The organism is Pseudomonas sp. Pseusp9, from assembly GCF_059491265.1.
This window is the reverse complement of sequence record NZ_CP168500.1, coordinates 904,051-927,121: the sequence shown is the minus strand read 5'-3', so window position 1 is coordinate 927,121 and position 23,071 is coordinate 904,051. Positions and strand designations below refer to the sequence as shown.

At 59.1% G+C, this 23,071-nt stretch carries 24 protein-coding genes; 4 read left to right on the top strand and 20 right to left on the bottom strand.

Translation table 11 applies throughout. From position 1 onward, the window contains the following. Positions 1-121: 121 nt before the first annotated feature. The gene (locus ACEN8E_RS04090; RefSeq protein WP_495591535.1) at positions 122-1,552 is read left to right on the top strand and encodes an aminotransferase-like domain-containing protein; all 1,431 of its coding nucleotides are present in this window, start codon (positions 122-124) and stop codon (positions 1,550-1,552) included. Between the two features lie 114 nt (positions 1,553-1,666). Here the strand turns inward: ACEN8E_RS04090 and ACEN8E_RS04085 are convergent, their stop codons facing one another. The 10 genes from ACEN8E_RS04085 to ACEN8E_RS04040 all read right to left on the bottom strand — a co-directional run bounded on the left by ACEN8E_RS04085 (position 1,667) and on the right by ACEN8E_RS04040 (position 10,990). After that, a complete protein-coding gene (locus ACEN8E_RS04085; RefSeq protein WP_495591534.1) occupies positions 1,667-2,467 on the bottom strand; it encodes an N-acyl homoserine lactonase family protein in 801 nt (266 codons plus the stop codon). Between the two features lie 14 nt (positions 2,468-2,481). Continuing rightward, positions 2,482-3,441 carry a diiron oxygenase gene (locus tag ACEN8E_RS04080; protein WP_495591533.1) on the bottom strand — a complete coding sequence of 320 codons (960 nt, stop codon included), beginning with the start codon at positions 3,439-3,441 and terminating at the stop codon, positions 2,482-2,484. A gap of 67 nt (positions 3,442-3,508) precedes the next feature. Further along, entirely contained in the window at positions 3,509-4,267 is a 759-nt protein-coding gene (locus tag ACEN8E_RS04075) for a TauD/TfdA family dioxygenase (RefSeq protein WP_495591532.1), read from the bottom strand. A 21-nt stretch (positions 4,268-4,288) separates the two neighbouring features. Further along, positions 4,289-5,161: a branched-chain amino acid aminotransferase gene (locus tag ACEN8E_RS04070; RefSeq protein WP_495591531.1), complete on the bottom strand. Its 873-nt coding sequence runs from the start codon at positions 5,159-5,161 to the stop codon at positions 4,289-4,291. A gap of 31 nt (positions 5,162-5,192) precedes the next feature. Further along, positions 5,193-6,533 (bottom strand): KamA family radical SAM protein, encoded by a 1,341-nt coding sequence (locus tag ACEN8E_RS04065; protein WP_495591530.1) that lies wholly within the window; start codon positions 6,531-6,533, stop codon positions 5,193-5,195. Between the two features lie 32 nt (positions 6,534-6,565). After that, the gene (gene yfcF, locus ACEN8E_RS04060) at positions 6,566-7,210 is read right to left on the bottom strand and encodes a glutathione transferase (protein WP_495591529.1); all 645 of its coding nucleotides are present in this window, start codon (positions 7,208-7,210) and stop codon (positions 6,566-6,568) included. 243 nt (positions 7,211-7,453) lie between these two features. Further along, positions 7,454-7,939: a cupin domain-containing protein gene (locus ACEN8E_RS04055; RefSeq protein ID WP_495591528.1), complete on the bottom strand. Its 486-nt coding sequence runs from the start codon at positions 7,937-7,939 to the stop codon at positions 7,454-7,456. Positions 7,940-8,022: 83 nt separating this feature from the next. Further along, entirely contained in the window at positions 8,023-8,517 is a 495-nt protein-coding gene (locus ACEN8E_RS04050; RefSeq protein ID WP_046040191.1) for a RidA family protein, read from the bottom strand. A 48-nt stretch (positions 8,518-8,565) separates the two neighbouring features. Then, positions 8,566-9,846: an ATP-grasp domain-containing protein gene (locus tag ACEN8E_RS04045; protein WP_495591527.1), complete on the bottom strand. Its 1,281-nt coding sequence runs from the start codon at positions 9,844-9,846 to the stop codon at positions 8,566-8,568. A gap of 43 nt (positions 9,847-9,889) precedes the next feature. Continuing rightward, positions 9,890-10,990, bottom strand: coding sequence for an MFS transporter (locus ACEN8E_RS04040; protein ID WP_495591526.1), 1,101 nt, complete (start codon positions 10,988-10,990; stop codon positions 9,890-9,892). A gap of 148 nt (positions 10,991-11,138) precedes the next feature. Between ACEN8E_RS04040 and ACEN8E_RS04035 the strand changes: the two genes are divergently transcribed. Next, positions 11,139-12,557 carry an aminotransferase-like domain-containing protein gene (locus ACEN8E_RS04035; protein WP_495591525.1) on the top strand — a complete coding sequence of 473 codons (1,419 nt, stop codon included), beginning with the start codon at positions 11,139-11,141 and terminating at the stop codon, positions 12,555-12,557. Between the two features lie 110 nt (positions 12,558-12,667). Here ACEN8E_RS04035 and ACEN8E_RS04030 read toward each other — a convergent pair whose 3' ends face one another. From ACEN8E_RS04030 to cyoA, 8 genes are all read right to left on the bottom strand, one after another. Further along, complete coding sequence (locus ACEN8E_RS04030) at positions 12,668-12,877, bottom strand: hypothetical protein (protein WP_495591524.1); 210 nt, start codon at positions 12,875-12,877, stop codon at positions 12,668-12,670. Positions 12,878-12,930: 53 nt separating this feature from the next. Further along, positions 12,931-13,143 (bottom strand): hypothetical protein, encoded by a 213-nt coding sequence (locus ACEN8E_RS04025; protein WP_495591523.1) that lies wholly within the window; start codon positions 13,141-13,143, stop codon positions 12,931-12,933. Between the two features lie 115 nt (positions 13,144-13,258). After that, positions 13,259-13,468 carry a hypothetical protein gene (locus tag ACEN8E_RS04020; RefSeq protein WP_495591522.1) on the bottom strand — a complete coding sequence of 70 codons (210 nt, stop codon included), beginning with the start codon at positions 13,466-13,468 and terminating at the stop codon, positions 13,259-13,261. 160 nt (positions 13,469-13,628) lie between these two features. Continuing rightward, positions 13,629-14,516 (bottom strand): heme o synthase, encoded by an 888-nt coding sequence (cyoE, locus tag ACEN8E_RS04015; protein ID WP_495591521.1) that lies wholly within the window; start codon positions 14,514-14,516, stop codon positions 13,629-13,631. Positions 14,517-14,527: 11 nt separating this feature from the next. Further along, positions 14,528-14,875 (bottom strand): cytochrome o ubiquinol oxidase subunit IV, encoded by a 348-nt coding sequence (gene cyoD / locus ACEN8E_RS04010; protein ID WP_008018862.1) that lies wholly within the window; start codon positions 14,873-14,875, stop codon positions 14,528-14,530. Then, on the bottom strand, positions 14,876-15,502 hold the full coding sequence (locus tag ACEN8E_RS04005) for a cytochrome o ubiquinol oxidase subunit III (RefSeq protein ID WP_429366160.1): 627 nt from the start codon (positions 15,500-15,502) through the stop codon (positions 14,876-14,878). 3 nt (positions 15,503-15,505) lie between these two features. After that, positions 15,506-17,536, bottom strand: a complete 2,031-nt coding sequence (cyoB, locus tag ACEN8E_RS04000) for a cytochrome o ubiquinol oxidase subunit I (protein ID WP_495591520.1) — start codon at positions 17,534-17,536, stop codon at positions 15,506-15,508. 3 nt (positions 17,537-17,539) lie between these two features. After that, on the bottom strand, positions 17,540-18,484 hold the full coding sequence (gene cyoA, locus ACEN8E_RS03995; RefSeq protein WP_495591519.1) for a ubiquinol oxidase subunit II: 945 nt from the start codon (positions 18,482-18,484) through the stop codon (positions 17,540-17,542). A gap of 27 nt (positions 18,485-18,511) precedes the next feature. Here cyoA and ACEN8E_RS03990 point away from each other — a divergent pair, with 27 nt between their 5' ends. Further along, complete coding sequence (locus ACEN8E_RS03990) at positions 18,512-18,772, top strand: hypothetical protein (protein WP_495591518.1); 261 nt, start codon at positions 18,512-18,514, stop codon at positions 18,770-18,772. Between the two features lie 550 nt (positions 18,773-19,322). On the opposite strand, the gene ACEN8E_RS03985 is transcribed toward ACEN8E_RS03990, so the two are convergent. Beyond that, a complete protein-coding gene (locus ACEN8E_RS03985; RefSeq protein WP_495591517.1) occupies positions 19,323-19,832 on the bottom strand; it encodes a disulfide bond formation protein B in 510 nt (169 codons plus the stop codon). Positions 19,833-20,100: 268 nt separating this feature from the next. Continuing rightward, positions 20,101-21,282, bottom strand: coding sequence for an NO-inducible flavohemoprotein (gene hmpA / locus ACEN8E_RS03980; RefSeq protein WP_495591516.1), 1,182 nt, complete (start codon positions 21,280-21,282; stop codon positions 20,101-20,103). Positions 21,283-21,438: 156 nt separating this feature from the next. On the opposite strand from hmpA, the gene norR reads away from it, so the two are divergent. Then, entirely contained in the window at positions 21,439-22,989 is a 1,551-nt protein-coding gene (gene norR, locus ACEN8E_RS03975; protein WP_495591515.1) for a nitric oxide reductase transcriptional regulator NorR, read from the top strand. Positions 22,990-23,071: the final 82 nt, after the last annotated feature.

Below are 23,071 nucleotides of genomic sequence, written 5' to 3'. Positions count from 1 at the left end.
CTCTTCCAGTATCGACGCAGAACACCACTTCCCTTCACCCATGAGCACCACGGGTCCGCCTGCGGGGAGCGTCAACTCACTTTCCAGCCCAGACCTCAGTGGTGCAACTGCCGAGGTCTTCATGAACACGACCCCCTTGTATCGCCAGTTGGCCAACCACTACCTGGACGCCATCCGCAGCGGCACCTTGAAAACCGGTGAACGCTTCCCCTCGATCCGCTTGATGATGGAAAAACATGCCGTCAGCCTGTCGACCGCCGTGCAGGTATGCCGTGAACTGGAAGACTGCGGTGTGCTGGAAGCCCGACCGCGTTCCGGCAACTACATTCGCCAGCCCGACACCGCGCCCAGGCCTGCCCCGATTGCCTTGGCGCCAGCACTGGATAGCAGCGCCTACGTCGGCATTCATGAACAGGTCTCAACGGTGCTCAAGGCCAGTCAGCGCGCGACGATCAAGATCAATTTCGCCAGCGCCTACTGCGCGCCGGAGCTTTATCCGCTCAAGGCCTTGCAAGACAACATGATCAAGTCGCTGCGCTACGACGCCAGCCTGCTCGGTACTGCGGGCCCGATTTGCGGCAACAGCGCATTGCGCAGCATCCTCGCCCGGCGGGCACTGGCCAGCAAGACTCACCTGGCCCCCGAGCGGATCGTGATCACCAACGGCGCCACCGAAGCGATCAACCTAGCCCTGCGTGCGGTCACCCGCCCCGGTGACACCGTGGCCGTGGAGTCGCCGACGTTCTACGGCCTGCTGCAAACTCTCGAAAGCCTGAGCCTGCGGGTGCTGGAGGTCCCGGCTTCGGCCCACACCGGGCTCAATCTGGCGGCCCTGCAACTGCTGCTGCAAGGCCCGGAACGGGTCAAGGCATTGATCGTCATTCCCAACCTGCAAAACCCGCTGGGCAGCATCATGCCCGACGCCAACAAGGCTCGGCTGGTGAAACTGTGTGCCGAGCACAACACCGTGCTGATCGAGGACGATACCTACGGCGACCTGGTGGACACCGAGCAGCCGCTGTCCACGCTCAAACAGTGGGACCGCAGCGACAGCGTGATCTATTGCGCCTCGTTGAACAAAACCCTGGCACCGGGTATGCGCCTGGGCTGGATCAGCGCCGGCAAATGGCACGACCGCGTGGAGATGCTCAAGCATACGCAGTCACGGGGGTGCGAGGCGTTATCGCAACTGGCCGTCAGCGAATTCATGCGCACACCGTCCTACGAACGTTACCTGCGGCGGTTGAGGAAAACCCTGACCGTACAACGCGAACAAATGAGCGCGGCGATCAGCCGCTATTTTCCCATCGGCACCAGCGTCACCCACCCGCAAGGCGGCACGCTGTTATGGGTGGAATTGCCTCGTCGGTATTCATCGATGGCGTTTTTTCAAGAAGCGCTGAAGGTCGGCATCCAGATTTCCCCTGGGGATATCTTTTCCAACGCCGGGCGTTTCGATCACTTTGTGCGCATGGGTTGTGGTGCGCCGTATTCGCCGCGGATTGATGAGGCCGTGCAGACCTTGGGCCGCTTGCTCCAACATCAGGGTTAACCGTAATCCTGTGGGAGCGAGCCTGCTCGCGAAAGCGGTGTGCCAGACACGTCAATTTTGAATGTACTGACGCCTTCGCGAGCAGGCTCGCTCCCACAGGTTTTACGGGTGGTTTCAGATGGGTGGCTGGTGCAGGCAAATGATATGTGGGTCGTCATTCCAGTGTGGAAAACACTCGGCGATCAGCGGGTCGTGGCCGGGGATGACGTGGTGTTCGCCATCGGCCAAGCGATCGATCTCGGTGAACGCTTCAAGGGTTTGCGCCAGGTCATCGAGAATCGGAAACGGACTGCGCTGACGAATGTTGACCCACAAGTGCGCGGCATCCGAGGCCAGCACGATCCAGCCGCGCTCAGTGTTCACCCGCACCACCTGACTGCCGGGCGTATGCCCGCCCACCGGGTGCAGGGTCACGCCCGGCACGACCTCGACAACACCACTGTGCAAACGCATCCGCCCTTCGAACAGCGGCGGTAGTGCCGACATCACGTCCTCGACCTCGTAGGTTTTATTTACCGTGCGATGGAGCATTTTCGGCCCGGTGCAGAAACGCAGCTCCGCTTCCTGCAAATGCACGGTCGCCTTCGGGAACAGCCCGAGGTTGCCGGCATGATCCCAATGCAAATGGGTCAGGATCAGGTGCTCGACCTGCGCCGGGTCGATGTCCAGTTGCCGCAGGGACTCTTCCGGCAGGCGATACATCTGGCGATTGCGCCGGTGCGCCGTGGCCGGTTGAAAACAGGTGTCGACCACGATCACCTGCTGCTCGTTGCGGATGACCCAGAAGTAGTAATCCAGTGGCATCGGCGCATTCGGATCACCGCAGCAGGCGTCGTAGAGAAAATTCTCCCTGGCGGTGCGCTGGGTATTGGCACCGACTCGGATGGCGAACACTTCGTACACAGGCGTGGACATAAGCACCTCCGGATTCAGGCGGCCGTCGTGGTTTTGAGGGTCGGACGAAAATCGAAATCGATCTGCTCGCTGATCCCCAGGTCATGGGCCAATTTATGCAGGCCACTGTAGTCACGCATGATGGTCGCGTTCCTGTTGCTCTCGCGGGTGTCGGCAATGATCAGCGCCGCATCCTCGACCCCGAGCTGCGTCAGGATCGCCTCCCACATGGAGTAGTCCTGAGCGATAAACGCACTCAGCGCCACCGACAGGTTGCGTGCGAAAAATTCCCGCTGGGTGGGCTGCATGTTGGCGTACATGACCTTCGCCACTTCGGCCAGCACCTTGCTGTGGGCATATTCGTCGCGGTTGTGCAGTTCGGCTACGCGGCGGTTCTGCGGCTGAATGGTCTGGTCATCTGCCAGCAGGTCCAGATAGGCGTTGACGCTGATCTCGGCCACCACCGCAAAAGTGATCGCCGCCAGATCGCGCTGCCATTGCTCTGGCAGTTCGGCATGCAGGGCCTTCAGGCGCAGGTAAGTGACGGACGGCGGCAGATCCAGATCCTGGTCCAGCGCCCGGTCCAGTTTGGTCCGCTCGATAGCACGCAGGTGCATCAGTGTGTGGTAATGCTCGTCGACCAGGGTCTGTTGCATGGCCTCGCGAAAGTGCCAGTCATCCTTGCCCAGATACTGCTTGGCGATGACGCTCAGCGCCGGGTTGACCACGTGCTCTTCGGCGGTGACGGTGCGCAGGTTGTAGCCGATCCAGCCCCAGGTCACCACGCAGCTCTTGAGCTCGTCGCTCAAGGCCTGGAATTTCGGATGATGGAAGAACGGCACCATGCACTCCGGGTAGTCCGGGCGCGCGGGGTCGAACACTTCTTCCACCTGGCCCCTGTCCGGCGAACACACCGTGGCGCGCTTGGTCCAGGCCTGGTTGAGCCGCACGATCAGTTGATGATCGACCTGGGCGATCTCGATTGCTGTTTGCATGACGCGATACCTGTAAGGCGCGTACCCGCCAAGGGGTACGCCAAAAGAATGTAGGGCGACGGAAAAATCAGGCCAGCCAATAGCGGGTCAGGTTGCGCGCCGGGTCAGTGTAACGACTGCGGGCGTGAATCATCCGCCAGTTATCCCAAATCAGCAGGCATCCGTCGGGAATCAGCACCGGAACGTTGTGTTCGACGAAGTACGCTTCGCCAAGCACGGCAAACTTCGCCAGCGGCGAACTGCTGTTGGTGACCTGCGATTGCTGCAAGGCTTCTTTGGACGGGTTCACGTCGCCGTAGTGAAACTGGTTGTAGCTGAAGCGGAAAATATCCCCGTCTTCTGTCGGCGTGAGGATGTACTCCTTGACCCGTCGTTGTCCCGGTTCGCCCGGTTTGGCAGTGGCGACGAATTCTACCGGTGTGTCATCCAGCCACTCACGCAGTTGCGGTTCGCTGCGCTCCAGGGACTTGAGAAATTCATAACCGTCGACCAATCCGGTGTGCCCGCCACCGCATGTGGCCTGTTTATGGCAATGCAACGCCAGATAACGCGGCGGCGGCCCGTATACCGGCGCCTCCGTGTGCGGGCCGATGCCGTTCATGCTCTGGGAATACGGCAAGTCTTCGTAACCCGGCTTGCGGGTGATGGCAAAGGCCGTCTGGCCGTTGAACTGCGGAATGATCTGACCGAACTCCTGCAAGGTGCCTACGACATCATCGGCGAATTCATCGGGGGTCAATACCGTCCAGCCCGCCGTCGACAGTTCTTCATGACGATGGCCGAGCGAAATGAAAGGTTGAGACGCAACAATCCCTTGATCTGACATGGTGAAATTCCCGGCAGGTGATCAGGCGCTTACGGTTGAGGTGTAAGCGGCAATGAAGTCGCGGCAGGCGTCACCCGGTCGATAGCGCTGCTCATCGATGCTCTGTACCGGAGTGATTTCGGCGGCGGTGCCGGTGAGAAAACACTCATCGAAGTCGCCAAGCTCCGTAGGCAAAATCGTGCGCTCGACGACCTGGTAATCCAGCGCCTTGGCCAACTCGATCACGGTCTGGCGGGTGATGCCGTCGAGGAAGCAATCCGCCAGCGGGGTGTGCAGCGTCCGGCCTTTGACGAAGAACACATTGGCGCTGGTGGCTTCGGCAACGTGGCCGCGCCAGTCGAGCATCAGCGCATCGTGGTAACCCGTGTTCTCGGCGTCGTGCTTGCTCAGCGTGGCGATCTGGTAATGCCCGGATGCCTTGGCCTGGAACGGGCTGCTGCTCGGCGGCGGGCGGCGCCAGCTCGCGGTTTTCAAGCGGATGCCGGCCATGCGCGCCGCCGGATCGAAATAGCTCGGCCACTGCCAGCACGCGATAGCCACGTGCACGCGGTTGAAACGCGCCGAGGTGGAAATCATTTCACTGCCGCGCCAGGCCACCGGGCGCAGATAACCGTCGACCACCTTGTTGCGTTGCAACAGTTCAAGACTTGCCGCTTCCAGTTCCGCCAGTTCATAGGGGATGGCAAAGTCCATCCATTGCGCCGAACGATACAAGCGCTCGCTGTGCTCGCGCAGCTTGAAGACCTTGCCGTTGTAGACCCGTTCGCCTTCATACACGGTGCTCGCGTAATGCAGGCCATGGGTCAGCACATGCAACTGCGCCCGGGACCACTTGACGAACTCGCCGTCGAGCCAGATAACACCCTCGCGCTGATCAAACGGGATACTGCTCATCTCCATATCTCCCCATTGTTCATGAATTTTCCTACGCCGTTTCCAGCAACACGGGTATCAATTCCGGCATGGCACCGAGTTCGGTTTGAAAGAAGAACGAACGCTCACCGAATGCCGGTTGCAAGTCGTCGAACCACGTCACTTGCGGATCGAAGCGCGCATGGAACGTGCGCAACACCCAATGCGGATTGCGTGCCTGGAGGAACTGCAAGACGAAGACCTTTTCCCCGGCGACGGTCTCGATGCCGTTGATCAACACCTTGCCGTAGAAGGTGCTCATCGACGGCCCGCGCACCGTGCGCGCCAGCCCGGATACCGTGCGGTACGCCGCCTGGAAGATTTCGAAGGCCCGGGCCAGTGGCATCGCGAAGTAGTGGCTGGGGCCGGTGTCACGCTCGACGAACATGTAGTACGGCACGGCCCCGAGCCGCACGCCTTCGGTCCACAGCGCGGCCCAGTCGGCGGGGTTTTCATTGATGTGGCGGATCACCGGCGCCTGCATGCGCACCGTCGCGCCCGTCGAGCGAATGCGCTCGATGGCCTGACGGGCGATGGCCGGGCGGATCTCCACCGGGTGGTTGTAGTGCCCCATGATCGACAGGTTTTTCCCCGCCGCAACGATTCGCCGGAACAGGTCCAGCAGCTCAGGCGCATCCTTGTCGCTGACAAAACGCTGCGGCCAGTACGCCACTGACTTGGTGCCGATGCGGATGTTCTTCAGCTGTGGCAATTGCAGCAGCGGTTCGATGTAACCGGCCAGTGAACGGGTGTTCATGATCATCGGATCGCCACCGGTAATCAGCACATCGGTCACTTCGGTGTGCACCCTCAGGTAACTCAGCAGTTCCTGGGACTCACGGGCGTTGAACTTGAGTTCTTCTTCGCCAATGAACTGCGCCCAGCGGAAACAGAAGGTGCAATACGCGTGACAGGTCTGACCGGCACCGGGGAAAAACAGCACGGTCTCGCGGTACTTGTGCTGGATGCCCGGCAGGACTTTGCCGTTCAGGGTGACACCGTTGTGGGTCAACTGCCCGGCCGGATGAGGATTCATGCGCAACCAGATCGCCTCGATCCGACGCTTGATCGCCGCGCTGTCATCCTGCTCGATCAATTGTTTGAGCGAGACATATTCCTCCGGCAGCAGCATGTCCTTGTGGGGAAAGGTCATGCGGAAAACCGGATCGTCGGGGATGTTGTTCCAGTCGATCAGCGTGCCCAACACGTATTCGTTGGTGCGAAACGGCATGACACGAGCTACTACGGTCATGGCCTCCTGCAACGCCGGCGTCAGCTTGTGCCAGTAAGGTGAGTCGCGGATGGTGCGTGAGTTATAGGGTTTATAGCGTTCGTGCTCCGACAGTCCTTGCATGGCCACGCTCCTGGTGATTGCCCTGAGTGTTGTTACGCGATGGCCGGCGCTTTGCGCTCTATGTCCATCCACGCCCGGACGCTGTCGCGATCCCACTGGCGGCGCACATATGCCGCGAGCCGTACCGGCACTGGGTCGCCGTTGGCAACCAGTCGGTTGAGCATGATTGCCAGGTCGGTGTCGGCAATGCTCCAGTCACCGAACAGATGCTCGGCGCCCTCTTCCAGCAAATGGTCGGCAACGAAGAACAGGCGCTCGACGGCGGCTTGGGCATTGGCGCTAAGGGGCACATTTTTTTTACCGAAATAGACCAGGTCAAACGGGCGCTCCTTGCGCACCACCAGCAAGTCACTGCGCAACCAGGCCTGCAGTTGACGGGCACGGGCGCGCTGCTGGATGCCCTGCGGATAGAGTTTTTTATGCCCGGGGGAGAGTTCATCAAGGTATTCGGCAATCGCCGATGATTCCGACAAGGCAAAACCTTCGTGAACTAACGTTGGAATTTTGCATGTCAGCGAAAGATCGCGATAACTCGCCATATAGTTTTCGCGCGCCTTTAGATCCACCGTAACAAGTTCAAATGAAAGTTGCTTTTCCTTGAGCGCCACAAAAGCCGACATCGCAAAAGCGCTGACATAATCAGCGCCGACATACAGTTTTAGCTTCCTGTTTTCCATAGAACACTCCATTCACTGACTGCAGGGTTTAACGTGCATTGGAAGTGATCGTAGTTAGTTGACAGAAGGCTGGATAGATACAGAATTTGCCTGTTTCAATCGATACAGAAAAGTTGTTTTCCACCGGCGGACGCGCAGCCAGGACCCCGGCAATACCACTGCAAAAGGCGATACCGGGGCAGGTCTGAAAAACAAAAAAGGGAGCCAACGATGGTTGGCTCCCTTGGCTGATGCGCTGGGAAATTACGCCTGGGTGGTAATCAGGCCATGGCTGTCGGCAAAGTTCGAGAGCAGTGCCATTTGTGGCATGTTGCTCATGTTCAGCATCGCCAGAGGCTCGAATTTACTGGTGTTGACGAACCCATGTCGGGTCCAGGCCGGCACCAGCAACACGTCGCCGCTGCTGACCTCGACCCCGTCGGCATCGCCGAGAGTCAACATGCCACTGCCGCACTGGATAACGAACAGATGCCACCAGGAATGGGCATGACCGTTGAGCGTCACACCGGGGTTCAGCCATTGCATGGCGATCGCCATCCCAGGCGTCACTTCACAGCCTTCAATGCTTTTGTCGTGAGCCAACGCGACAATATCAACGTCACTGGCTTCAAGGGCCTGGCGCATGCCCGCTAGTTCGGTGCCTTTCCATACCTTGGGACTTGGCGTTCGATGGTGCAGGCTTTGACGAAAGTCTTTATATGAAAAAAACGCACCTTGAAAGTTATCCACTCGCACGCCCCTTCTTCTTATTCCCCACACTTTAGCGCTGAACCTTAAGTTAACGGTTCAGCGCTGTAAAGTCGGGAAGCAACTTATAAAACCGATGGACGCAACGCTGCAATCATGTCCACTTCTATCGCGGCATTCTTGGGCAACTGATAAACACCGACTGTGGTGCGCGTGTGTTTACCGGCATCGCCCAGCACATGACTGAACACATCAGAGGCGCCGTTGGCCACTTCGCTCAAATCGACAAAATCCGCCGTGGACTTTACATAGACCGTTACCCGGATCAATGACTTGATCTTGTCCAGCGAACCAATGGCATCGACGATCAACGCCAGCCCGCGCATCGCACTGATGCTGGCGGCCGCTTGTGCATCGGCCATGCTGAGGTCCAGTCCGACGCGGCCGGGGTAATGGATCTTGCCATTCATGCGCGGCACCAGGCCGCTGATGTACAGCTCATCGTGATGCCGGATCAGCGGCGCGTAATGCCCGCCTGCGGTGTTTTCGCCGTAGATGTCGTAACCAAACTCTTTGGCCAGGGCGATGAAGCGTTCATCGCAGGTCATGTGCTGGATCATCGATCGAACCCTCTTGATCAGTAATGCAAAAAACGGCTGCTTGCTGGCTCAACACACCGCGCGGGTGGCCGGTGCCAGGCAAGTCACCTCAGTGCGTGACTCAATCGCCTCGGCCAGACGCAACAGATCGTTGCTCAGTTGCCCGTAGTGTTGGTTGAACAACACGATGTGGCCGATGAATGAGAAGTTGTCCTTGACCAGCGCGCTGACGGAGTCGCCGATACGCTTGGCGAACTGCCCCTCCACCAGGTCGATACGCAGTGCGCGGGCCAGGGCCTCGATGTCAGGCGTTGCGCGCAGGATGCCACCGGCCGGTGCCTTGAGCAGGCGAATGCCGCAGTAGCCGCGAGCCACTGGCTGGTACTGTTCGGTCTTGCCCTCCACCGCCCAGCGCACCCAGCGTTCCCACGGATTGAAATTGACGAAAGCGCGTCTGGCCAGGTCCCAGATGTGCATGCCGCCGGGACGCATGTTGGTTTCCACGGCGGAGGTCAGGTTGTCGCTGCGCAGGAACACTTCGTTGTGCCAGGCACCATTGTCCTGGGACACCAAAGACGACATATGCCGACCGGCTGCCATCAAACGCGTCTGTAACTCAGCCGGAAGCGGTGCGGGCACGACTTGCTGGATCTCTGCGCGATAGGCGCCTTCGGTAGTGGTTTTTTCCGTGACCCAGGTGCTGCCGGCCACGTAGTCCCAGCTGTATTCGCGGGCGTTCTGCACCAGCTCTTCAAGGACGATGCCGCCTTCGCGGTAAGGTTTCAGGGCGAGCCAGGCGTCATCGCATTCCGAAGGGTGATGGATGACGCGACAGCCCCGGCTCGCGCCTTCGCACGCGGGTTTGATGAAGGCCTTGCCACCCAGTTCGACGACGCGTTGGCGCAGTTCCGGCAGGCTTTCGACCCGCGCGGAAAACACCGGCCGGTATTCTTCCGGGGAGGTGCCGGCCGCCGCTTCGAGCCCGCGAAAGATCTGCTTGTCGAGGCCCGCCCGGGCTTCGCCGGTGGTAATCCCTGGCAGACCGAAGTGACTGGCCAGCGCGGCACCCAGCAACACACCACGATCGGAGAACGGCAGAACGCCGATCAACTTCCAGCTGTCGGCATTCAGGCATCCGACCACCAGTTCAAGGGATGCCGCCACATCTTTCTCGGCCAGCGAAGTGCTGCAGACGTGATCGGCCACCTGATCGTCATGGGGCTGAACCCTCTCGACCAGCAGGATGAGCCTGGCGTTGTAGAGCGACTTGCACAACTCGCGCAGTTTCTGGATGTCGTGCACGCGATTGCCGTTGTAACCGACCACTACTACGCATGAAGTCGTATTCATTGATGCCCCCGACCTGCAAGGTGAAAACCGCAACGACGCTGACTCAGTCATGCAGCGACGCATTGGATTTACGGTTGAGCCAGTACCAGGCCAGGATCCCGCCGGCGCCGATGGCAGCGAGGACCAGCGCGTTGTACGGCGCCGGCACCACTCGCATGATCAACACGGTCAGCCCGGCCCCCACACCCAGGGACACTTCCTTGACGAACATGTTGTTTTGCTTGACCGAGAAGTAATCGAGGTAACTGAAGGCGCATTCGGCGATCGACAGCAGCGCCACCCAGATCAGCGCACCGGCGAGGGTTTCGACGTGGAACGCGGCTGGCGAAGACAGCACGGCAAAGCCGCCGACGATGATCCCGATCACCGCCACGACCTTGAAGCGCCCGGTGCGCTCGATCAGTTTCATCACCGGCACCTGGGCGAACACCACCACGGCGCTGTTGAGGATCAACATCAAGCCGTACCAGGCCGGCAGTTCGCCGGTCTTGAGCAAAATCGCCTGCGGCAGGATCGAGAACACCCCGAACAGCTTGATGCCCATGATGATCCCGGCAATCACCCAGGGCAGTTTGTTGCCCCAGTTGCTGCCGACCTGACTGGCCGGACGGGCTACCACCGGTTCGGTGGTGAAGGTGGCGCCGAGGGCGATCGGCAGGCACAGCAACACGAACGCCGCCGCACCGAGGAAAAACATCGTAGGCGTGAGCAGCGGCGACAGCAGGATCAAACCGGCCACCAGGCTGCCCATGTTCATAGCCACGCGGTTGTAGGCTGCGCCCTCCTTGGTCTGCGCCGCTTCGCTCTTGATCAGGTACCCGGCAATGGCAATGCCATAGGCAAACAGGGCGGCGGCAAACATCACCATGCCTTGATTGCTGGTCAGCGCCAGCAACACCAGGCCAAGGCCGGCACACAGCAGCGTGACGCTCAGGGAGCGGCGGCCAAGCACCAGTAAAGTCAGGGGCAACAGCAGCAATAAGGCGCGATATCCAAGGGCCAGGATGCTGTTGGTGGCAGTGTCGAGCCAGACGTTGGCCTTGCCCAGCACCGCGAACAGCGAGACAGCGGTGATGATCCGGATCGTGAATAAGCGCAGGTTAATGACCGGCTTGGCCACTGCGACCGTTGTTTCGACACCCATGCAACACCTCAAGAACCGGGTGAATGCCCGCCGACAAAGGCCGACACTCAGAAAAGTCTGTAAGAGCATGGTAGTGAGAGAGGCTTGTCCTGATCAGGGCAAGTTCGTATAGAATCCAACGAACTTTACTGCCGCAGAGACCAGTAAAATGCAGGTTCAACGTGCAGTCATTGCCGCCATTGAATTCCAGCCCGGCATGCCGCTGGTGCAGCAGATCGTCGATCAACTGACCCAGGCGATCAGTACCGGTGGCTTGCCCCACGGCGCCAAGCTGCCGCCGATTCGCGAACTCTCCGACTTGATGAGCGTGGGCAAATCCACGGTGGTCGATGCACTGGACCGCCTGCGGGCCAAGGGGCTGGTGGTGTCGCGCCAGGGTTCGGGGCATTACGTGCATCGCTCCAGCGCCGCGCTGCAAAGCGGCACCGGCCCGGACCTGCAACCCCAGGACACCCTGAGCGTGGTGCGCCGCGCACTGCTGCTGGACAACGGCGCGCTGCGCCCCGGCTGCGGTTTTCTGCCGACCTCCTGGCTGCCCGCCGAAGAATTGCAGAAAGCCGTGCGCAGCACCCTGCGAGCGACGTCATTGCGCATGGGCGAATACGGCGTGGCCGGCGGTTACTTGCCGTTGCGCCAGGCCTTGCGGGTCAAACTGGCGACCTTCGGCATCGAAGCGCCGGTGGACCAGATCATCACCACCGCCAATACCATGCAGGCCATCGACCTGCTGATGCGCCTGCTGGTCAAGCCCGGCGACACCGTGCTGCTCGACGACCCCTGCTACTTCAACATGCACGCCAACCTGGCGTTGCACGGGGCCAAAGTCATCACCATCGCCCGGGATTGCGACGGCATGAACCTCGACGCGTTCGAGCAATTGCTGATCGCCCACAAGCCCGTGCTGTACATGACCAACAGCACACTGCACAACCCCACCGGCCACTCGTTCACCCCGGCCCAGGTTTATCGCTTGCTGGAACTGAGCCACCGCCATGGTTTCCACATCGTCGAAGACGATCTGTACTGTGACATCCAGCAACGCCGCACCCCGCGCCTGGCGGCCAGCGGGCTGGACAATGTGAGTTATGTCTCCGGCTTCTCCAAGACCCTGACCGCCAACAGCCGCGTCAGCTACACCGTGCTGTCGCCGCAACTGGCGGCACGCATGGTCGCCCTGAAAATGGCCTGCGGTGGCGTGACCTCGGAACTGGCGGAGCAGATCACCTGCACCATGCTCAGCGATGGCAGCTATGCCAAGCATGCGCGGCGCACGGTGGATCGGCTGTATGAATCCAATAGCCGGGTGGCGGGTTGGCTGGCGGAGGCCGGGTGTTCATTGTCTTCATTGCCGGGAGAAGGCGTGTTTATCTGGGCGCGGTTGCCAGACGGCTTGCACGCCGAGACGCTGGCTCGACAAGGGCTGGAAAACAATATGGTATTGGCGCCGGGCACGTTGCTGAGCAAAGCCCCGAATGCCAGTCAGTTCCTGCGCTTCAATGTGGCGCACAGCGATAGCCTGCAGGTGCGCGAGCGTTTTTTCCGCTTGCTCGACACACCACACAAATAGCTGACTCCTCCTGCCCCTTGAACGCGGGCCTGCTCGAGAAAGCCGCGATTCGACCCGGCAAAAGGTCCAATTGAAAGCCCCGCTTTTCTCTCGAAAAACGGGGCGTTCCATCAATCGAAGCTGTACGAGATGATCACTTGGTCATCGTTCAGCTGCAGAGTTACATGTTCCGGGTCAGCTATCAGACCGTCGAGGTATCCGCCCCCCTGGGCGCAAACATCCCGCCCTGTAAGCTCCGACAAAACCGCACGCAGCGCTTCGGAGTATTTTTTGCCAATAGCGGCATTGAAGATAATATCGTTTGTCGAGATCGTTGACATGATGCCTCCTGGCATGAGTGTTTGATTCGTGTTGGTCCTCAACACGGACTCAACTATCGCCCATTCAAAACGCCTTGCTGCGGTAAATATGTATTGCCTGCGCGAGTTTCCAACAAATGTATGGCCAGCCCATCTCCTGCAACCTCATGGGCCGTTTGCCGTTTACTGTCATCAATCAGTGACGTCGCAAACTTACGCAATACCTGGCCATGCTGGTGGAAACCGCGTTTACCTTTGTCGATACCGAGAAACGTCATCGTGTTCATGAGAGATCCTGCGCCGAAAACGAGAAAAGCCCTGCAAGCGTAAACCTGCAGGGCTTCTCGGTCAGACTGACCATCTCATGAAACCCGCCCTTCTCTCAAAGGGCGGGATTTTTGCTTAACCAAAATCGTACGAATGGATCACCAAATCTTCATTGAAGTTCAGACTCACGCGTTCTGGTCGATAATCTGTCGTGCCAGCGAAACCGAAACCCATTGGGCGAACAGGACGTCCAGTGAGCTGTGACAATACCTCACGCAGTGAGTCGCTGTATGGTTTACCGATTGCGGCATTCAAGATGGTTTTGGTTTGTTCGAGATTTAACATGGTGCCTCCTGGCATCTGTGGTTTATGCGCGTTGTTCCTCAATGCGCCACTCCACTATCGACCTCCCGAACAATTTAGTGCGGTACATATTTATCGCTTTTCCAAAATGCAAAAAAAAACCGCCCTTCTCTCGAAGGACGGTTTTTACAGCATTCGAAGCTTAAGGCGCGTACGTCAGCAACAACTCGGTCGGCACTTTGAAGTCCAGGGACATCATCACGCTCAACGCGGTAATGGTGAAGATCGAGAACACGAACAGCTTGCGTGCCCAGACCGTGTCATCCACTGCCTTGTAGCCGGTCCAGGCCATGTACAGCCAGTACATGCCCATGGCCGCGGCGACGGCGAGGTAGCTCATGCCGGCGTAGCCGCTGAAGGTCAGCATCAAGGTCGCCACGAGGAAGGCCAGGATGTAGATCAGGATGTGCCTCTTGGCCACTTCGATCCCGCGCTTGACTGGCAGCACCGGAATCGATGCAGCCAGGTAATCGTTGAAGCGGAAGATCGCGATGGCATAGGAATGCGGCATCTGCCACAGGCTGAACATCACCAGCAGGGTCAGCGCGGCCATGTCGAAGGTGTTGCTCACCGCGACGTAACCGATCACCGGCGGCATGGCGCCCGACAGACTGCCCACCAGCGTGCCGTGAACCGACTTGCGCTTGAGGTACAGGCTGTAGAAGCCGACGTAGATGATGAAGCCGATGACTGCGAACAACGCGGCCAACGGGTTGGCCACCTTGTACAACAACGCAACGCCGGCGACACCCAGGACGGTCGCATAGATCAGGGCCAGTTTCAGGGAGATCAAGCCCTGGACCAGCACCCGGTTCTTGGTGCGCTCCATCTTCAGGTCGATATCGCGGTCGATGCAGTTGTTGAACACGCAACCGGAGGCAACCACCAGGGACGTGCCGATCATGGCGGCCAGGAAAATGGCCAGATCGACATGCCCTTTGGAGGCCAGGAAAAATCCGCCTGCCACAGAAAGCACGTTACCGAAAATGATCCCCGGTTTGGTGATTTGGATAAAGTGCTTGAGGGACATGCGGATTTACCTCACTTCGCCATCATGAACGTGTGGATGCTGAACATGATCCACAGCGACAAGCCAACCAGCAGGACAATCACGATCGCGGCAAAGACAAACGCAATCACGTTGTTACGCTGCGCGGCCGAGCGGTCCAGATGGAGGAAGTACACCAGGTGCACCAGCACCTGGATGACTGCGAACGCGACGACGATCATCAGGGTGATCGACTTCGGCAGCGTCGGGTACATCACCAGACCGAACGGGATCAGGGTCAGGATCACCGAAAGGATGAAGCCGATGGCGTAGGACTTGACGCTGCCGTGACCGGCATCGTGGCTGTCATGGCCATGTTGGGAATGAGCTGCGTTAGCCATTTACATAGTCCCCATCAGATAAACAACGGTGAATACGCAGATCCACACAACGTCCAGGAAGTGCCAGAACAGGCTCAGGCAGCTCAGACGGGTCTTGTTGGTCGCCGTCAGGCCTTTCTTCTGCACCTGGTACATCATGATCGCCATCCAGATCAGACCGCTGGTCACGTGCAGACCGTGGGTGCCGACCAGGGTGAAGAACCCGGACAGGAAGCCGCTGCGGTTCGGACCGTAGCCTTCGGAGATCAGCATGTGGAACTCGTTGATCTCCATGCCGATGAAGCCGGCACCGAACATGAAGGTCATGGCCAACCAGCCCAGGACCTGCTTCTTGTTGCCACGGAAGAACGCCAGCATGGCGAAGCCGTAGGTGATCGAACTGAACAGCAGCAGAGCGGTTTCGCCCAGTACGTATGGCAGTTCGAAGATGTCGTGGCCCGACGGGCCACCCGCTACGTTGTTAACCAGTACCGCGTACGCTGCGAAGATCGATGCAAACAGGATGCAGTCGGTCATCAGGTAGAGCCAGAAACCGTATACGGTCATCTCGCCCGAGTCGTGGTGATGGTCATCATGCCCATGTCCATCGACATGGGTGTGTCCAGCATTGGTCACTAAGTTCGACATGGTTTAAGCCTGTTCCAACGAGGTTTCAACACGGGTGGCGGTGGCCGGGATTTTCCCTGCCGCGACCAGACGCTTGTGCTGCTCGGCTTCGATGCGCTCGATCACGTCGACCGGCACCATATAGCCTTGATCATCACGGGCCGCGTGGATCGCGAAGTAGATCACGGTGCCTGCCAGGCTAGCGATCGCCAGCCACCAGATGTGCCAGATCATCGCGAAACCGAACACGGTCAACAGCGCGCCCATGACCACACCGGTCGCGGTGTTGTTTGGCATGTGGATCGGCTCGTACTTGGCCGCAACCTTGTACGCGGTGCCGTTTTCCTTGGCTTCGGTGAACGGGTCGACAACGTCGGCTTTGGGCAGCACGGCGAAGTTGTAGAACGGAGGTGGCGACGAGGTCGACCATTCCAGGGTGTGTGCATTCCACGGGTCGCCGTGTTCGCACATGTTTTCCGGCTTGTTGCGGTCACGCACGCTGACGTACAGCTGGATCAGCTGGCAAGCGATACCCACGGCGATCATCACCGCACCGAACATGGCGACGTACAGGTACGGCACCCACTCAGGGTTGGTGGTGGCGTTCAGGCGACGGGTCATGCCCATGAAGCCCAGTGCATAGAGCGGCATGAACGCGACGAAGAAGCCGCTGATCCAGAACCAGAACGCTGCCTTGCCCCAACCTTCGTGCAGCTTGAAGCCGAACGCTTTAGGGAAGTAGAAGCCGAAGCCGGCGATGTAACCGAATACCGCACCGCCGATGATCACGTTGTGGAAGTGCGCGATCACGAACAGGCTGTTGTGCAGAACGAAGTCGGCACCCGGGATGGCCAGCAGTACGCCGGTCATGCCGCCGATGGCGAAGGTCACCATGAAGCCCAGGGTCCACAGAACCTGGCTGGTGAAACGCAGACGGCCTTGATAGATGGTGAACAGCCAGTTGAATAGCTTCACACCCGTCGGGATGGAAATCAGCATCGTCGCCAGACCGAAGAAGGCGTTGACGCTGGCACCCGAACCCATGGTGAAGAAGTGGTGCAGCCAGACCATGAAGCCCAGGATCGAGATCGCGCCCGATGCGTAGACCATCGAGTGGTGGCCGAACAGTTTCTTGCCGGTGAAGGTCGAGATGACTTCGGAGAAGATACCGAACGCCGGCAGGATCAGGATGTACACCTCAGGGTGACCCCAAGCCCAGAACAGGTTGACGTACATCATCGGATTGCCACCAAGTTCATTGGTGAAAATGTGGAAATCCATGTAACGGTCAAGCGTCAGCAGAGCCAGGGTAGCGGTCAGGATCGGGAACGAAGCCACGATCAGGACGTTGGCCCAGGTGCAGGTCCAGGTGAAGATCGGCATGTCCATCAGCTTCATGCCCGGGGTACGCATTTTCAGCACGGTGGCCAGGAAGTTGACCCCCGTCAGCGTTGTCCCCAGACCCGATAGCTGTAGCGCCCAGATGTAGTAATCCATCCCCACGCCAGGGCTGTATTGCAGGCCCGACAGCGGCGGATAGGCAACCCAGCCGGTCTTGGCGAATTCGCCGACGCCCAGGGACAGGTTGATCAGCACAACACCGGAAACCAGCAGCCAGAAGCTCAGGGAGTTCAGGAACGGGAAGGCAACGTCACGCGCGCCGATCTGCAGCGGCACTGCAAGGTTCATCAGGCCGGTGAAGAATGGCATCGCCATGAAGATGATCATGATCACACCGTGAGCGGTGAAGATCTGGTCATAGTGTTCAGGTGGCAGGTAGCCAGGCGAACCCTCGGTGGCCATGGCCAACTGGGTACGCATCATGATGGCGTCGGCAAAGCCGCGCAGCAGCATGACCATGGCGACGACGATGTACATCACGCCGATTTTCTTGTGGTCGACCGACGTCAGCCACTCGGTCCACAGGTAGGTCCACTTCTTGAAGTAGGTGATTGCAGCGAACAACGCCAGACCACCGAGCGCGATCATGGAGATGGTCACCATGACAATCGGCTCGTGGAACGGGATCGCTTCCCAACTTAATTTACCAAACATCGTTTACTCCTCTGCCCCGGCAGCTGAATGCGAGTTCATGTCCGTAGCGGCCACTTCTTTCTCTTCTTTCTCTTCTTTCTCGTGGTGCACCTTAGGACCCGGTTTCATGCCTTCGTACTTGTCGACGATGGTCTGGAACAGGTTCGGCGTCACCGAGGAGTAGAGCTCGACTGGGTTGTTCTGGCTTGGCTTGGAAAGGGCTGCGTATTCAGCTTGTTCAAGCTGTTTAGGTGCCTTTTTGACTTCGCTTACCCAGGCGTCGAAATCTTCCTGAGTCGTTGCGATCGCCTTGAATTTCATGCCGGTGAAACCAGCGCCGCTGTAGTTGGCGGAGATACCGTCCATTTCAGCGTTCTCGTTGGCGATCAGGTGCAGCTTGGTCTGCATGCCCGCCATCGCGTAGATCTGGCCGCCCAGAGCAGGGATGAAGAACGAGTTCATCACGGCGTCGGAAGTGATCTTGAAGTTGACCGGGGTGTGCGCCGGGAACACGATCTTGTTGACCGTGGCGATGCCTTGTTCCGGGTAGATGAACAGCCACTTCCAGTCCAGCGCGACCACTTCGATGGTCACCGGCTTGACGTCGGAATCCAGCGGCTTGTACGGGTCCAGAGCGTGGGTCGACTTGTAGGTGACGTAACCCAGGGCAATGATGATCAGTACCGGAACAGCCCACACCGCGATCTCGATCTTGGTGGAGTGGTTCCATTTCGGGGTGTAGGTAGCGTTGGTGTTGGACGCGCGGTATTTCCAGGCGAACAGGAAGGTCATGACAATGACCGGAACCACGACCAACAGCATCAGCAGCGTTGCGGTGATGATCAGGTTTCGCTCGTCCAGACCAACCTGGCCCTTGGGATTGAGCAAGGTCATGTTGCAGCCTGACAGCAACAACGTGCCGATCAGCGGCAATAAGCCTAGTAGTCTGGGGTACCTGTTTTTACTCATCTCACGACCTCTAAAGCAGCTTGCGCAATGCAGTTGGGTTTTGATCGCCAACACTTCACCCTGCCAAGGGTTGGCATTTTTCTTGGATTGAATAAGGGCATGCCCGTCGTGCGTCAGACGCGTTTCGACAAATCCTGGGCCTGCGGTGAGTTCTTATTCGAATTCGTGGTCAAAGGCCTTGTTACAGACCAATTCCATTTGGTGCGGGTAGTTGGAGGCTCCGACACCTGGGCATCGCATGAAGCCACCGGACCTCTCGACACCCTTTTCCTGCTCACGTCTGGTTAAGATTTGAGCAGTGCCGGGAATTCAGTGCGGGCGATTGTAGATATGTAACGCCCCATAAACCATGTCTCATCCCGAAATAATTTTTATCCGAACCGGCAACAATCATTAACCGTTTTCGCAAAAGTCGCGCATCTTATCGAAATTAATTCTCAACAAAAACACCAAAATAAGTAGGTCTTCCACCCACAGTTCAGACAGTGTCGGGGTCCTCGTTGCTGCCCCTGACCTTGCCAAGACCCCGATATGACGGGGGCTCTGGCCATTCGCCAGACCATGTTAAAACTGCCTGTTTGTGTTCGGAACGGAAAAAACCGCAAGCCCGCAAAACAGCCCAATTTCGTTACGTTTCCGTGCACCAATCCGGCTTCCTCGAGTGCCCTGCGACACTGACTCTGTGACAACATGTCGCACATGTGTCGCACCCTTGGCTGCCCCACATCACGGTCTTTTTACCTGGCCTCTGAGATGTGCTCGGCAGGACAAAAAAAACCCCGGTTCTCTCTACGAGGACCGGGGCTTTTTTGTCGGACAATGTGTGTGGCCGATGGCCTCAGCGCAGCACTTTGCGGTTACGCGACGTCAGCAATGGCACCAGCACCACGATCAGCACGAAGGCCACCAGCGCCCACTGCGCCAGCGACAGACCGAGGATCGGCGGGTATGGCGTGGAGCAGAAACCATCGACCTGGAAGCCCAGCGGGAAGATCTTCGCCAGCGGCAACCCATCGACAATCGGTTGCAGCACATCGATGCCGCAACTGACCGTCGGATAGAACTGCGTAAACACGTGATGCCCGGCAACGCCTGCGCCTGCCAGTGCGCAGATCACCACCAGGGTTTCGAACACCGTGATGCTGCGGCGGGTGCGCATGGCCGCGCCGATGAAGGCGAAGATCGCGATCAGCAGCAACGCATAACGTTGCAGGATGCACAGCGGGCAAGGCGCCTCACCCAGCACAATTTGCATGTACAACGCGCCGCCGATCAGCGCCAGGCAAATGATGCCCAACAACACCAGGTAGCGCCGTTCACGCCCCAACCGCATGGATTCATCGCTCATCGCGTTTCCCTTCAAGATTTCGAGTGCCCGCCAGTCTACACGCTGGCCCGGACCTTTGAGAGTCTGGAGCGTGTCGGGGGATTCGGGGGAATAGACGACAAGACGGTTAAGCAGGGATTAACTTTCTGGCTTTTTTCAGTTCAGGACTGAGGTGAAACATTCGCGAGCAGGCTCGCTCCCACAATTTGATCTGCATACGACGCGGACCAATGTGGGAGCGAGCCTGCTCGCGAAGAAGGCGACTCGGTCTCCCGAGTCACCAAACAACTTACTCCAGTGCCGCTGCCGGCCCGAAAAACTCGTAACGGCTTTGCTTCTCCGGCACGCCCAGCGCCTTGAGGTGGCGCTTCATCGCGGCCATGAAGCCTTTTGGCCCCAGGAAGTAAGCGTCCAGGTCACGCTGCTCCGGCAGCCATGCCTGCAACTGCTGCTGGCTCAACAAGCCCACCTTGTGCGCCGCCGGGCTCACACCGTCATCTTCGGCATAGCAGTAGAAGCGCTTGAGTTGCGGGTGACGCTCGGCCAGGCCGTCGATCCAGTCACGGAAGGCATGCACACTGCCATTGCGCGCGCAGTGGATGAAATGTACAGGCCGTTGGGTTTCCAGCGCGGCTTCGAGCATCGCCAGGGTCGGGGTAATGCCGACACCGCCACTGATCAGCACCAGCGGTTTGTCGCTGGCGGTCAGGGTGAAATCGCCCGATGGCGGGAACAACTGGATGCTGGTTCCGACCTGCATCTGGTCATGCAGGTAGTTGGATGCGCGACCACCGGCCTCACGCTTGACGCTGATGCGGTACTGGCCGTTGTTCGCCAGCGCCGACAGCGAGTAGTTTCGACGGATCTCTTCACCGTCGAGGACCAGTTTCATGCCGATGTACTGGCCGGGTTCCGCCACCAGGATCGGGCCTTTGTCCGCGGGTTCGAAGTAGAACGAGGTGATCTCGGCGCTCTCCTCGACCTTGCCGGCCACGATGAATTCCCGCGCCCCGCGCCAGCCGCCATGGGCCTGCTCCTTCTGGTCGTAGATGCTGGATTCGGCACCGATCAGAATGTCGGCCAGCTGGCCGTAAGCCGCGCCCCAGGCCGCGATCACTTCAGGGGTGGCGATCTCTTCGCCCAATACTTCAGCGATGGCCCGCAGCAGGCAGGTGCCGACAATCGGATAGTGTTCCGGCAGGATCTGCAGGGCCACGTGCTTGTTGATGATCTTGGCCACCAGGTCGCCCAACTGGTCGAGTTGGTCGATATGGCGCGCATACATCAAGACGCCGTTGGCCAAGGCACGCGGCTGATCACCGCTGGCCTGGTGGGCCTGGTTGAACAGCGGGCGGACTTCCGGGTATTCGGAGAGCATCATGCGGTAGAAGTGCGTGATCAGCGCTTCACCACCGCTTTCGAGCAGCGGCACGGTGGATTTGACGATGGCACGGTCTTGAACGCTCAGCATAAGGTGACTCCTGGTCTTCTTGGGTTGCTAACGGATTACCCTATGCTTATCAGCTTCCATGCCAACTATTTAATCGTTATAAATCAATTAGTTAAAAACAATATGGTCATTAAGACACTGCCTGATTTATAGTCATGTCGACTACATGGAGTCACTATGACTGCAAAGCCCCTGCTCACCGCCCTGCTGCCCCTGGTCTCCGACCTGTCCCGCGAATTGCCTGAAGGCGAGCGTTATCGTCGCCTGCTGGAAGCCATGCGCGCCCTGCTGCCGTGCGATGCTGCCGCCCTGCTGCGCCTTGATGGCGATTGGCTGGTGCCGTTGGCCGTCGACGGCTTGAGCACCGACACCCTCGGTCGGCGCTTCAAGGTCAGCGAGCACCCGCGTTTCAAAGCGCTGCTCAGCAGCCCAGGCCCGACCCGTTTTGCTGCCGACTGCGACTTGCCTGATCCCTATGACGGTCTGGTCGATGGCCTGGATGACCATCTGGAAGTCCACGACTGCATGGGTTGCCCATTGTTCATCGACGAACGGCCATGGGGTCTGCTGACCCTCGACGCCCTCGATCCGGAACGCTTCGAGCCCATCGAACTGGATGCCCTGCAAGCCTTCGCCAGTCTCGCGGCCGCCACGGTCAACGCCGCCGAACGCATCGAACGGTTGAACAACCGGCTCGAAGATGAACACCACCGCGCCGAGGTCTACCGCCAGGCCAGCGGCCAGCAGAGTCGCGAGATGATTGGCCAGAGCAAGGCCCACAAACGCCTGGTCGAAGAAATCAGCCTGGTGGGCGGCAGCGACCTGACCGTGTTGATCACAGGCGAAACCGGGGTCGGCAAGGAGTTGGTGGCCCAGGCCATCCACGCCGCCTCGCCCCGCGCCGACAAACCGATCATCAGCCTCAACTGCGCCGCGTTGCCCGACACACTGGTGGAAAGCGAGTTGTTCGGCCATGTCCGCGGCGCCTTTACCGGTGCGATGAACGAGCGCCGTGGCAAGTTCGAACTGGCCAATGGCGGCACGCTGTTTCTCGATGAAGTCGGCGAGTTGTCGCTGACCGTGCAGGCCAAGTTGCTGCGGGTGTTGCAGAGCGGTCAACTGCAGCGACTGGGTTCGGACAGGGAGCATCAGGTGAACGTGCGCCTGATCGCGGCGACCAACCGCGACCTCGCTGAAGAAGTGCGCAGCGGCCGTTACCGCGCCGACTTCTACCATCGTCTCAGCGTTTATCCGCTGCGGGTGCCGGCCCTGCGCGATCGCGGGCGCGATGTGCTGCTGCTCAGCGGCTACTTCCTGGAGCAGAACCGATCGCGCATGGGCCTCAACAGCCTGCGCCTGAACAGCGATGCCCAGGCGGCGCTATTGGCCTACGACTGGCCCGGTAACGTGCGCGAGCTTGAACACTTGATTGGCCGCAGCGCCTTGAAAGCACTGGGCAATTGCAAGGAACGGCCGAAGATTCTCAGCCTCAGCGCCGCTGACCTGGACTTGCCCAATGCCAGCATTGAAGCCGCTACCGAGCAGCCCGCAGCCACCGTCACGCAGGTGGTGACCGGCGATTTGCGCGAGGCGACCGAAAACTATCAACGCCAATTGATCAGTGCCTGCCTGGAACGGCACAACAATAACTGGGCCAGCGCGGCCCGTGAGCTAGGCTTGGATCGGGCGAATCTTGGGCGGATGGCCAAGAGGTTGGGGATGAAGTGACGGCCTCTTCGTCGGAAATCCTAAAGCCTGCCTCTATCAAGTCGATAACCCGGCATCGATAGCTTTTGGCGATTGCTCACTC